Consider the following 12,415-nt stretch of genomic DNA (forward strand, 5'->3'; position numbering starts at 1 on the left):
TTATTCTGCTACTGATATGATTTCTTCCAATTCCGTTCCGTCGCCCCAAATTGTGTCATAAACAAGCGTTGCAAGCGTCGCACGTGTAACAATTCCGACTAGACGATGCTGATCATCTACAACAGGAACATATTGAGCTCCATGTCTGAGTATTTTGCGAACGGTATCACTTAACAAACTATCTTGAAATACAGAATAAAGTTTGGTCTCCATTACTTCCTCGACCTGATTAGCCTTTTTATAATTAAGATTAATTGCTTCAATATCAAGATATCCTTTTAATACATTGTCTGAATCTGTGATAAGTAGAGAATCAACCCGTTTATCTCGCATCGTAGAAATAGCAGATTTTAACGTTGTGCCAGTTTGTACTGTAACCGGGGTACTATTCATAATCTGTCCTACTGTTGTGACATCAGGTCGACCTTGAATCAACCGTTCCTTACCCAAGAATTCCTCTACAAATTCATTCGCTGGGTTTCTAAGAATTTCATCTGGTGTATCAATCTGAACAATTTCTCCTTCCCTCATGATCACAATTCGATCAGCAAGCTTAATTGCCTCATCCATATCATGTGTAACGAAAACAATTGTTTTATTTAATTCCCTTTGTAACTTTTTGAACTCTTCTTGGAGGGAATCTCTCGTAATCGGGTCAAGTGCACCGAATGGTTCATCCATCAATATCAATGGAGGGTTTGCAGCAAGCGCACGTAATACACCAATCCGCTGTTGTTGTCCACCACTTAATTCATGTGGATATTTATCTAGATATTCTTCTGGCAAATCTACTAACTTTAATAACTCACGTGCCCGTTCCTCTTTTTTCTCTTTTGTCCATTTTAATAAAGTACCAACTAACACAATATTTTCTTTGATTGTCATATGCGGCATCAATCCAATTTGCTGGATCACATACCCAATGGACCTGCGCAATGCTACCGGATCTTGATCCTTAATATCTTTCCCATCAACTAAAATGGATCCATCTGTAATGTCAATTAGTCGGTTAACCATTTTCATCGTTGTTGTTTTACCACACCCACTTGGACCAATAAAACAAATAAATTCACCTTTCTTTATCTTTAAATTCAAATTATTTACAGCAAACTTTCCGTTATTATATCGCTTTGTTACATTATGAAACTCTAACAATTTCCTAGCACCTCCATATGTGATCCGTTTAATCTTTCTTGTAAGTATAAGGTAATAACGGAATAAAGGAAATAGTCATACAAGTCCATAAAGTACGATAAATTTGTATAATTTTTATTGTATAAACTTTATAGAGTGCATATCATAGAAATCCTGCATATATCTAGATATTTCACCTGTTTATGACTTTCCGTATATTGTAGCTGTAATAAATAAAGGCAAGGGGATGTCGAAAATGTTTGATTGGAAAGACAACTAATTCTACCTAAACTCAAATAAAAAAGACTAGCCATCAGTAGGGTTTTTCCCTCATCCTCCACTGTTGGTTAGTCGTACTTATCAGACTTTACGGTCAGTCAATTTCCCACCCATCCCCTTCTCCATGAACACTTTTGTAAATATTTCAACATCCTCTTTAGTGAATGTTCGGTCAAATTCAATTTAATCTCCCCCTAAAATAGTTTGAAAGAAAAATTTAAAATCTATCTATGTTCTTTAATAAGTTCAGATAACCTTATAAGCCCTTTTTCAAGTTCTGCTAATGATGCATAGGAATACGATAAACGTAAATGTTCTTGATTATTCTTATCATAGACGCTTCCCGGATTTAATAATATGCCGTCCTTAAGAGCTGTTTCAAATAATTTTCGCGTGGATATCCCTGGTTGTAATTGAAGCCATAAATAAAATCCTCCCTTTGGAATATTCCATGTTGCAATATCAGAGAAATATGTATTTAAAATTTCGATCATAAAGTCCCTTCTACGTTTTAATTCTACACGCACTTGATTTAAATACTCCCCATACAAACCATTTTTCATCCACTTATTTACAATAAATTGCGATATGGAACTTGACCCATAATCTGTTTGCATTTTTATATCGGCGAGACGATCAATAACCGGTTCTGGACCAACAATCCATCCAATTCTAAGCCCCGGACTTAACGATTTGGAAACACTACCAATGTACAGCACATTCCCTTGTTCATCGTTTGCCTTCATTGGTTTTGGAGGTGGTGTATCCAACCATAATTCACCATAAACATCGTCTTCTATAATCGGAAGTGCTTCTTTTCTGCAAACCTCTAATAATTGTTGCCTTCTTTTTTCTGTCATTAAAGTGCCTGTTGGATTATGGAATGATGGAATCGAATAAAGTAATGCTGCATTGTGCTGACGTTGTAAACGACTAATAGATTCATGCACTATCCCTTCTTTATCCATAGGAATACCAAATAAATTCATACCAGCTGATTGAAACACATGAACTGAGTTGAGGTATGAAGGTGTTTCGTGAAAGATAACTGAACAGCGTTTTAATAAACCGATTGAGATTAATTGTAGTGCCTGTAATGCCCCTGAGACAATTAATATGGAAGCAGGTGCAGCTTCAATGCCTTTCTTTTTTAAATAGTGGCTAATAGTTTCTCGCAGTTCGAAACTTCCTTTTGGCTCTTCATAGCCTAGAGATAGAGTATCGCCCACCTCCATTTGTAAAAACTTCTTCATTTGTTCATTAGGTAGTAAATCAGGGGAAAGTTCCCCAGTACCTAAACGGATGATATTAGAATTTGCTTCCGACTCGTTAATTTTTTGAATCGTGCTTATATTAGGCTCATAAATACCTGAACGAACATAACTAGTCCAATCGGGGGGTGGTGTTGATGCAAGGAGACTCCAAGTATTATTTACTACCCTTGTACCACTCCCCACTTTCGATTCAATCAATCCATCTGCGACCAACTCCTCAAGTGCAGTTACAATGGTACTTCGATTTACTTGAAATTGTTCGGCCAAAATCCTCTGTGACGGTATTTTCGTGCCGATTGTCCACTCCCCATTCAAAATTTTCTTTTTCATATAATTGGTGATTTGCAAATGTAAAGGTAATGTTGAAGATTTTTGCGGTTTCCATTCTATTTTAGACATATCCCTACTCCATCTTTTTTCTATAAGTGTATCAAATGGTTGGTTACATTACCATCCAACTATGTGTAAAATAGTTCTCGGGGATTTGAAACAAAATTCTAGAAAAAAAAGAAAAGGCGCTCTATCATAAATGTATGCTGACCGGCAAATACATTTGAAAGAGGCCTTTTCATGAATACAATTATATCAAAAATCAGCGAATTATTAAAGGATACAAATGATTTAATTGACTTTGAGGAACATGTTCAAATTTATGTATATGATCTCCTTACTAAACTGATGGGGAGCGTATTTACACAACTTAATCAAACGATAAAAAGAAGAATGCAAAGTAAGGGTTGGACGGTTGAACGAGAAGATGAAAAGACAATTCAGTTTATCTTTGGGGCAGTTCGTTTTACGCATACATTAATGCACGATATCAATGGGAAAGCGCATTATCCTTTTGATGAGTGGGTTGGATTTAGAAAATATCAGCGACATAGTCCTTTAGTTGAAGTAAAAGTGGCGGAGTTGGCTAGTGAGAGTACGTACCGAGAAACTGCACGCATATTAAGTGAATGGACTGCCGTGAATCTTAGTCATACGACAGTGGGAAGTATGGTGAAGCGTGTAGGAAAAGCACAAGCGCAAGCTGATGAAGAATTGTTAGCTGAATTAGAGGAAGCTGCCTATTTACCAAAGGGGAAAGAATTGGAATTTTTATTTGCCGAGGCAGATGGTGTATTTGTGCGTGGGACTAAGGAAAAAACAAGTCATGAAGTACATCATGCAGTGATCCATGAAGGTTGGATTAAAAATGGAAAGCGCGTATCCCTAAAGAATCCACAAGTTATTATGACAACCAAACCAACAAATGATTTTTGGAAAGAAGTCCAGGCGTTTACAGCTAGTCATTATTCCTTAGAAAATACACAAGTTGTCACCAATAGTGATGGTGGTCCCGGTTATACGGCAGAACGTTTTCAAGAGGCTTTCTCACAGTCTAGTTATCCTGTTTTAAATCAATTGGATTCCTTTCACATTTCTAAAGCACTGAATCGAACTTTTGGAGTTAAAAAGAGCGAGTTTAAAGAAGGTGTACAAAAGGCAATCAAAGAACACGAACTGGATGATTTCATACGTTGGATGGATACATTGGAGAGCACTTTAGAAACGGATAAGCAGTTAGAAAAGGCCGAGGATTTTCGTAGATATATTGGCGGTAATTGGGATCGAATTTTTGATTGGAGAGAAAAAGTTGAGAATCCACCAAAAGAGGCAAGGGGCATGGGTGCAATGGAATCCAACCAACGACATATTTCATTCCGAATGAAAAAGCGTGGAATGCATTGGAGTTTAGAAGGTAGTGAGGCAATGGTGAAGATCAAACAAGGGATTCTAAATAAAACATTACGATCCGTCTATTTGAGAGACCAAAGGCGAAGTGTAAGAAAACAACGAGACGTGAAAAAAGTGGTTCGTATGACTGAATTTCTACGCCAGGAAACCCAGCCGTCAATTGGAGCAAAACAAGGTAAAATAAGCCTAAATACAGCTCATTCATCAGCTATTGGACAGTTAATAAAAAGTTTTAGATAACACCCTGATTTTTAGGTAAGGTTCTTGGTTTTTAGAACGTTACCTAAAAATTGGGGACAGCAAGCGACAAGGGTCGCGCGGTAGCCGAAAAAGTGTACAAAAATAGAGTGCCGGAAATATTGGCGTGAAAGACACACCGAGAAAAACTTGACACATACACCATCCAATTGGTTGGAGACATATTGATGCCAATCATTTATTCTATATTAGATTGGAGGGTAAAAGATGGAAGCCTTTATTCACGGAATGGCGCTTGCTTTCGGATTAATACTACCTTTAGGGGTACAAAATGTTTTTATATTTAATCAAGGTGCAACACATAAAAGATTTACTAGCGCATTGCCTGCTGTTATTACGGCCGGAGTTTGTGATACGTTACTAATTTCTTTAGCTGTTGCTGGTGTATCTATTATTATTCTAAGTTTCGAGTGGTTAAGAACAGTCATGTTTTTGATAGGATTTATTTTCTTACTGTACATGGGATGGCTAATGTGGAGAGAAACACCCGAAGTAAAGAACCACCAAGAATCTAATCCTTTCTCCGCAAAGCGACAAATTATATTTGCCGCTTCTGTATCCTTGTTAAATCCTCATGCTATTTTGGACACAATAGGCGTCATTGGGACAAGCTCGTTGGTCTATACGGGGCATGAGAAGTGGATTTTTACAATAGCCTGTATTCTCATTTCTTGGATGTGGTTTCTAGCTTTAGCCCTTACTGGGGAAAAAATCGGTCAAATCGATAAAGACGGAAAACTGTTAAAACGGATGAATCAATTTTCTGCCATCATTATCTGGGTTATGGCTGTTTATATGGGGGCGCAGTTATTTTAAATCGATTGTAATAAATGGAACATTAAAGTTATTAGAGTTTCTTAATCGCAAGGTACATACTAGTTGATATATGTGCCTCATTATTTTAATTACTTTTAAAAGGAAAAATTCATATCCTTATTTTTCTACTTTTTGAACAAACTTTTCCTTAACAGTAAAAGCGATAATAATATGCTATAATAAAACATAGACTGGCTTCGCATGAGGGGTTTTTGGTAGCACTGTCGATCTGCCGTTTTGTCTTCATTGAGAGACTTCTCGGGAGGGAGGTGCTTGCCTATGGACATTGTTAGTGCGCTAACGCTTATGATATCCTTCGGGATGTTGGTGGCGTTTATCGTTTCTGATAAAAACCATAAAAAATAACCCCTCATGCACTCTAGCAGGTATGTGAGGGATTATCTCTCTAGCTACCTACCCCTCTTGACGGGGTTCGGTCTATTGCGACCGCTCCATGTACCAGCATGGGCGGTCCTTATTATTGTATGCACTTAGAGATTTTCTATGTTAATTATACCACGAAATCAATGATTGTGTACATTGATTTTATACTTTACCCTCGGACCTTTTATGTCAATAGGTACCCATTTTTAATTTACAATATACGATCTTTATGATCAAACTATATTAATTTCCGACAACTATGTTAGCAAGTTCATCTATTGCATATTTTATTTCATCTTTCGTGTTGTAGAAATGGGGAGCAATTCTGATTACAGGAAATTCACATATTTTTGATTACAACCATGTAACCCCGAGAAATGGGAAGTATAGCGATGAAGCTCTAAAAAATAAGTTGTTATTTGAAGAAAACTTTTTTAAGTTATAGTTAGCAAAAAAACCACCAACTTATGTATTGGTGGAGACGGTGGGACATGCTCTTCCATGCTTTCGTCATGGCACTGACTATATCTTGAACCTATTTGAAGGTCCTTCGGCGTTTTATACGAAATATAAATTTACCATAATGGTAGGATTCCGTATCCTAGTACTACCTGATAGGCAGCCTATAAGTCGATAGATGGCTGTTGGATTACTCCACATACCACTCGGTATTGCCTTATTGCTATATTTATAAGCAACTTAGGTTTCACCGATAAAGCCGAATTTTCACTTTTGTGTTACCACAAAAGGCGACTAAATTACTAATCGAACCCACGTCCAAGGGCATCGCCACTTAGGCTTCTACGCGTGTAGTTGGTATATTATCTTTCGCCATTCCTTCAGCCTACCAACAGGCTTCCAGATGGCTAGTCTGATTAGTTTCTGCAACAATCCTCAGACTGCGGATTGAAGCAAAAGCCCGCTTCATTTGAGACCCTTCAAGGCTACCACACGGGCGATGGTAGGAAGGATCGCTTTAGGCTACTTACGCAGCTGCTAAAGCAGGTTGATTATAAGATTTGCCAGTTATTATTAGGCGATAACGTTTTACGAGTCGTAACCTCGACGCGCGACCAAAGCTCGACCTACCCCTGTCGAATCCGTAACGTCCCCATATAAATGATGTTATTCAAAAATAATTTGAATACATACTTTAATGAGAAACGCTCAAGGATAAATGAGCATTCGCTATTAACTTGTATCTTTATTATAACAAATTAAGAGAAGAAATCAAGGACTGGTAGAAATTACATCCCTACCGGTTCATATCTTTGAGTGCTCGATCTATATCTCTCTTCATTTGTTTCTTCTTCAAATCTTCGCGCTTATCATATTTTTTCTTCCCTTTTCCAAGTCCGAGAAGAATTTTTGCATAACCATTTTTTATATATAACTTCAATGGAACAAGCGCATAACCTTGTTGTTGAATCAAACCGATTAATCTATCAATTTGTTTTCGATGCAAAAGTAATTTTCTTGACCTCGTAGGATCATGGTTGTAACGATTCCCTTGTTCATATTCAGAAATATGCATGTTTATTAATTGGACTTCTCCATTACGATCTATTCTTGCATGGGAGTCTTTTAAATTTACCCGACCATTACGGATTGATTTAATTTCTGTACCTTTTAATACGATTCCCGCTTCGAACGTTTCCTCAATTGCATAATCATGATTTGCTTTTTTATTTTGTGCGATTGTTTTTCCTTGTCCTTTTGGCATAAGGTGTATCCTCCTACAGCTCAGGTAATCCTTATTTTAACAAATTATTACTGTAATTCCAATTGATTAGGCAAGTAGTATTAAACTAACTGCCATAATTGCCATTCCAAATATCACTCCATAAATAGACAAATGGGCTTCATCATATTTTTTAGCGGCAGGTAATAATTCATCTAAAGAAATGAATACCATGATACCTGCGACCATGGAAAATATGATTCCAAACAATACATCACTTAAAAACGGCATGAGGATTAAGAAAGCAACTAAAGCCCCTACTGGCTCTGCTAAACCGGACAGGAAAGATAGTTTAAAGGCTTTTTTCTTATCATTTGTAGCGTAATAAATTGGAACAGATACCGCAATGCCTTCCGGGATATTATGAATAGCAACGGCAACAGCAATGGCAATACCAATACTCGGGTCGTTTAAGGCCGAAATAAAGGTTGCAATTCCTTCTGGGAAATTATGAATTGCGAGAGCCAATGCCGTAAAAATCCCCATTTTCATTAGATCCGGGTCATTTACTGGAGATGTTGATTTTTCCATATCTTCTACTTTTTTAACTTCATGAGGATTCGAATATTTAGGAATAAATCGATCAATCAGTCCAATTAAAAGCATTCCAGCAAAAAATCCAATTACAGTTAACCAATAGCCACTCGTTTCATCAAGTGCCATCGTTAAAGAATCTTTTGCTTTAAAGAAAATTTCAACCATCGACACATAAATCATAACCCCTGCTGATAAACCTAATGCAAAGGAAAGAAATTTGGTATTCGTTGTTTTTGCGAAAAAGGCAATTAAACTTCCTACACCAGTGGCTAATCCAGCAAACAATGTTAGTAAAAAAGCAAGCATTACTTCATTCATCTGAAGTACCCCTCTCATGATGTCTCCCGTTTAACCTTTATATAGCTTATTATTGTTAATCAGTATAAAAGACGATAATTTAGATGTCAACAATAAGTTTTCCCAAGGGCAAAATCCATTAATTGATATAGATAATGAATTATATGCAGGGCAATTGTCCAATGTTTTAAGAACAAAAGCGGAAGCGCCCGTATAGCGACGTACGGACTGGACTGAGCCGTAGGAGATAAAGGAAACACGACGAACGGAGTGAGTCGATGTTGACTTATCGCACGGAGGTGAAGGAAGTCTCGCTAGTCGCTGGGCGCTGGAGCTGGACGTGGCCTTTCTTAAGTTAGAATTTAATAAGCTAAATTTTTATACATTTTCTCTCCTAAAAAAAGCGAGCCCAATCAACTGAAGGCTCACTTTCTTTTTTTCTTATTCTTCTTTTGCTTCTTTTTTGGAGGTCGACCTTTTTCGGATGATTTATCATTTTTAATTGGCTTTCTCTTCCTTGCTTTTGTACCAGAGCCAACTAATTCAAAATCAATCGCGTGTTCATCCATATTAACTCCAGCGACTCTTATTTTCACTTCATCACCCACACGATACACATTAGCCGTCCGTTCACCAATTAGTGCATGACTTTTTTCATCATAGTGATAGTAATCATCCGTTAGAAAACTAACATGGATAAGGCCCTCCACCGTATTAGGTAGCTCGACAAACATACCAAAATTCGTTACGGAACTAATAACACCAGTAAACTCTTCACCGATTTTATCTTGCATGTATTCCGCTTTTTTCAAATCATCTGTATCTCGTTCTGCATCTACAGCTCGTCTTTCTCTTTCCGAAGTATGACGTGCTATTTCAGGCATACTTTCTTTCCAATGCTGAATGGTTTTACTATCCATTTGTTTATCAATTAAATACGTTCGAATTAAGCGGTGGACAATTAAATCCGGATATCTTCTAATCGGCGAGGTGAAATGTGTATAAAATTCCGTTGCCAACCCAAAGTGTCCAATACTTTGCGGATCATATTTTGCTTGTTTCATGGATCGAAGCATAAGTTTAGAAACAATCATTTCTTCTGGTTCACCTTTAATTTCCTCTAGAACCTTTTGTAAAGCTTGTGGGTGAATTTCATTAGCAGTACCTTTTACTTTGATTCCTAATCCACCAAGGAATTCAAAGAAGTTTTGTAGTTTCCCATCATCAGGATCTTCATGAATACGATGTATAAAAGGGACATCCATCCAATGAAAATGTTCCGCTATCGTTTCATTTGCTGCTAACATAAATTCCTCAATCAAACGTTCCGCAACAGAACGTTCGCGTAAAACAACATCGAACGCTTTACCTTCATCGTCCACTAATACTTTTGCTTCCTTAAAATCAAAATCAATGGCTCCACGTCCCATTCGTTTTGCTCTTAATATTTCCGCAAGCTTCTCCATGTTTTCAAACATCGGAACGAGCAATTCATAACGATTGCGAAGTTCCTCATCATGGTCAACGAGAATTTTATTCACATCGCTATAGGTCATCCGCTCCGTCGTTTTAATCACACTTTGGAAAATTTCATGGTTTACGACTTCACCGGTCGAAGTAATTTCCATTTCACAACCAAGGGTTAATCGATCGACTTGTGGGTTTAATGAACAAATCCCATTGGATAATCGATGCGGAATCATCGGGATAACCCTATCTACTAAATACACACTTGTTCCCCGATCAAATGCTTCTACATCTATGGGAGAACCTTCTCTTACATAATAACTAACATCAGCAATGTAAACCCCTAATTTATAGTTTCCATTTTCTAACTGTTTAACGGAAACGGCGTCATCTAAGTCTTTCGCATCGGCACCATCAATGGTTACAATCATTTCATCTCGCAAATCTCGACGTCCTTTTAGTTCATCTTCCGAAATGGTTTCCGGTGTATCAGCCGCTTGTTTTAAAACTTCTTCTGGAAAATCAATGATGATTCCGTGCTTATAAATAATCGAAAGTATATCAATTCCTGGGTCATTTTTATGCCCCAAAATTTGAATTACTTCTCCTTCTGCACTTTTTCTTCCTTCAGGATATTTCGTGATTTCCACAATTACCTTATGTCCATCTACAGCACCATTTGTTTTTCCTTTTGGGATGAATATATCATTTGGGATTCGTTTATCGTCTGCTATGACAAAACCAAAGGAGCGATTGTCCTCAAACGTTCCAACTACTTTTGTCACTGCCCTTTCTAATATACGAATAACTTGTCCTTCAGGGCGATTTCCCACATCAGACATTTTTTCGATTCGTACGAGAACTTTATCATTATTCATGGCGGAAGCTAAGTCAGATGCGTGTATATAAACATCTGATAAACCTTCCTCATCAGGAATTAAAAAGGCAAAACCCTTTTGATGCATCTGAATTCTACCACGAATGAGGTTCATTTTTTCTGGTAGCCCAAATCTATTTTTCCTCGTACGTACTAATTCACCAGCTTCCTCTAATTCATTTAATGCAATGATAAGTTCTTTAAAATCACTTGAATCATCTATTCCAAGTTCACGTTCAATCTCATCGACGGCTAATGGTCTCATCTCAGTTTCTTTGAACATGCTTAGTATTCTATCTTTCATCTTCTCACCTGCTTTCCAATTTATTGTTTGCTCTCTATTCTATTTATACTCAATCATTCCACTGAAGGCTTTCTAAAAATTGATAAATGTCTTCGTACAATTCTTCCTTTTCATCTCCCAAGGTAATTACATGAGTAGAGTTTTCATACCATTTAATGCTTTTTTCATCAGATTCTACGTTTTCAAATATATAAGTTGCACTATCTGTATTTATCATTTCATCGTTACGAGCTTGTACGACAAAAGTTGGTGTATATATGGTGTCAATGTTACTTTTTACTTCGTTAATCGTTTCTCCTAATTCATGGAATAAATCTAATGAATCTTCCATTAACTGATTTACTTCTTTTTCAATGGTTTGCTCATCTTTGCCTTCTAATTGTTTATACTCTTTGGCAAATATTTCAAAACCCTTAGATAGTTGAAACTCATTATCAAAAAACATTGGAGCACACATTGAAATAACCGCTTTTATCGGTGTTGAGTAGGCTAATTTAAGTCCTAAAACACCTCCAAGGGATAGCCCGGCAACAGCTATTTCTTCATATCCTAATTCTTTTAAATGATTTAACCCTTTATTGACATCTTCCCACCATTGCATTGGATTAGATTTAAGAATCTCTTCAGGTGGCAAACCATGTCCTCTATAGATTGGTGCATGGGACGAGTATCCTTTTTTCTCTAAAAATCGACCAAGCATCCGTACATCAGCAGAATGCCCAGTAAATCCATGTAATAAAAGTACGGCTCGTTTACCTGCTTCAAATGTAAATGGTTTTGGTTGAACTATTTTCATGATGCTACATCTCCTATCTTTATATGTATTCCCTAATTTTACCAATTTTAAAATAGGTGTTCAAAAAGAAGGATGAAAGCAAGCCAACTAGAAACGTTGAAGTGTCATTTTCACCGGACTTTTTGAACAACCTTTTAAAAATCATAATTAAACCCTTATCACTTCTCATTGTGATAAGGGTAGAATATAATTATACTAAATATCCACTTATAAATGCTAATACAAAAAATAAAACGCCAGTAATTACTGTACCACGATGTAAAATTAAATCCATACCACGCGCTTTTTGTTTACCAAATAATTGCTCAGCGCCACCAGAAATTGCTCCGGACAGCCCAGCACTTTTTCCAGGTTGTAGTAGAACGAAAGTGATTAAAATAATCGCATCAATAATCAATAATGTATTTACTAATCCAGACATATTTCCATCATACCTCCTATTTCCGACACTAACTACCCTTTACTTTAGCACAAATAATTTTAAAATACCATTGATTTAACTGAACTAAAG

The 12,415-nt window shown here is 36.9% G+C and carries 9 protein-coding genes and 1 other RNA gene; 2 read left to right on the top strand and 8 right to left on the bottom strand.

Annotated features, from left to right (window positions below; all coding sequences use genetic code 11):
* Complete coding sequence (locus MHI02_RS14310; RefSeq protein ID WP_047184685.1) at positions 1–1,155, bottom strand: betaine/proline/choline family ABC transporter ATP-binding protein; 1,155 nt, start codon at positions 1,153–1,155, stop codon at positions 1–3.
* Between the two features lie 482 nt (positions 1,156–1,637).
* Positions 1,638–3,086: a MocR-like pyridoxine biosynthesis transcription factor PdxR gene (pdxR, locus tag MHI02_RS14315; protein WP_341166000.1), complete on the bottom strand. Its 1,449-nt coding sequence runs from the start codon at positions 3,084–3,086 to the stop codon at positions 1,638–1,640.
* A gap of 171 nt (positions 3,087–3,257) precedes the next feature.
* Here pdxR and MHI02_RS14320 point away from each other — a divergent pair, with 171 nt between their 5' ends.
* Both MHI02_RS14320 and MHI02_RS14325 read left to right on the top strand, forming a co-directional pair.
* Positions 3,258–4,667, top strand: a complete 1,410-nt coding sequence (locus MHI02_RS14320) for an ISLre2 family transposase (protein ID WP_047183902.1) — start codon at positions 3,258–3,260, stop codon at positions 4,665–4,667.
* 225 nt (positions 4,668–4,892) lie between these two features.
* A complete protein-coding gene (locus MHI02_RS14325; RefSeq protein WP_204797627.1) occupies positions 4,893–5,501 on the top strand; it encodes a LysE family transporter in 609 nt (202 codons plus the stop codon).
* 1,146 nt (positions 5,502–6,647) lie between these two features.
* On the opposite strand, the gene ssrA is transcribed toward MHI02_RS14325, so the two are convergent.
* The 6 genes from ssrA to secG all read right to left on the bottom strand — a co-directional run bounded on the left by ssrA (position 6,648) and on the right by secG (position 12,325).
* Positions 6,648–6,990, bottom strand: a transfer-messenger RNA (tmRNA) gene (gene ssrA, locus MHI02_RS14330).
* Positions 6,991–7,140: 150 nt separating this feature from the next.
* The gene (smpB, locus tag MHI02_RS14335) at positions 7,141–7,608 is read right to left on the bottom strand and encodes an SsrA-binding protein SmpB (protein WP_047184688.1); all 468 of its coding nucleotides are present in this window, start codon (positions 7,606–7,608) and stop codon (positions 7,141–7,143) included.
* 66 nt (positions 7,609–7,674) lie between these two features.
* On the bottom strand, positions 7,675–8,481 hold the full coding sequence (gene zupT / locus MHI02_RS14340) for a zinc transporter ZupT (RefSeq protein WP_047184689.1): 807 nt from the start codon (positions 8,479–8,481) through the stop codon (positions 7,675–7,677).
* A gap of 404 nt (positions 8,482–8,885) precedes the next feature.
* Positions 8,886–11,108: a ribonuclease R gene (gene rnr, locus MHI02_RS14345; protein WP_341166001.1), complete on the bottom strand. Its 2,223-nt coding sequence runs from the start codon at positions 11,106–11,108 to the stop codon at positions 8,886–8,888.
* Between the two features lie 49 nt (positions 11,109–11,157).
* Positions 11,158–11,904: an alpha/beta hydrolase gene (locus tag MHI02_RS14350; protein ID WP_047184691.1), complete on the bottom strand. Its 747-nt coding sequence runs from the start codon at positions 11,902–11,904 to the stop codon at positions 11,158–11,160.
* Between the two features lie 190 nt (positions 11,905–12,094).
* Positions 12,095–12,325 (bottom strand): preprotein translocase subunit SecG, encoded by a 231-nt coding sequence (gene secG, locus MHI02_RS14355; protein WP_047184692.1) that lies wholly within the window; start codon positions 12,323–12,325, stop codon positions 12,095–12,097.
* Positions 12,326–12,415 lie beyond the last annotated feature (90 nt).

Source organism: Oceanobacillus sp. FSL K6-0118 (genome assembly GCF_038006665.1).
GTDB classification, from domain to species: Bacteria; Bacillota; Bacilli; order Bacillales; family Amphibacillaceae; genus Oceanobacillus; species Oceanobacillus caeni.

What these genes read in the sequence shown, in the direction of transcription:
- pdxR (WP_341166000.1), bottom strand. Translation starts at nt 3,086, where the DNA reads ATGTCTAAAATAGAATGGAAACCGCAAAAATCTTCAACATTACCTTTA.
- MHI02_RS14320 (WP_047183902.1), top strand. Translation starts at nt 3,258, where the DNA reads ATGAATACAATTATATCAAAAATCAGCGAATTATTAAAGGATACAAAT.
- MHI02_RS14325 (WP_204797627.1), top strand. Translation starts at nt 4,893, where the DNA reads ATGGAAGCCTTTATTCACGGAATGGCGCTTGCTTTCGGATTAATACTA.
- smpB (WP_047184688.1), bottom strand. Translation starts at nt 7,608, where the DNA reads ATGCCAAAAGGACAAGGAAAAACAATCGCACAAAATAAAAAAGCAAAT.
- zupT (WP_047184689.1), bottom strand. Translation starts at nt 8,481, where the DNA reads ATGAATGAAGTAATGCTTGCTTTTTTACTAACATTGTTTGCTGGATTA.
- rnr (WP_341166001.1), bottom strand. Translation starts at nt 11,108, where the DNA reads ATGAAAGATAGAATACTAAGCATGTTCAAAGAAACTGAGATGAGACCA.
- MHI02_RS14350 (WP_047184691.1), bottom strand. Translation starts at nt 11,904, where the DNA reads ATGAAAATAGTTCAACCAAAACCATTTACATTTGAAGCAGGTAAACGA.
- secG (WP_047184692.1), bottom strand. Translation starts at nt 12,325, where the DNA reads ATGTCTGGATTAGTAAATACATTATTGATTATTGATGCGATTATTTTA.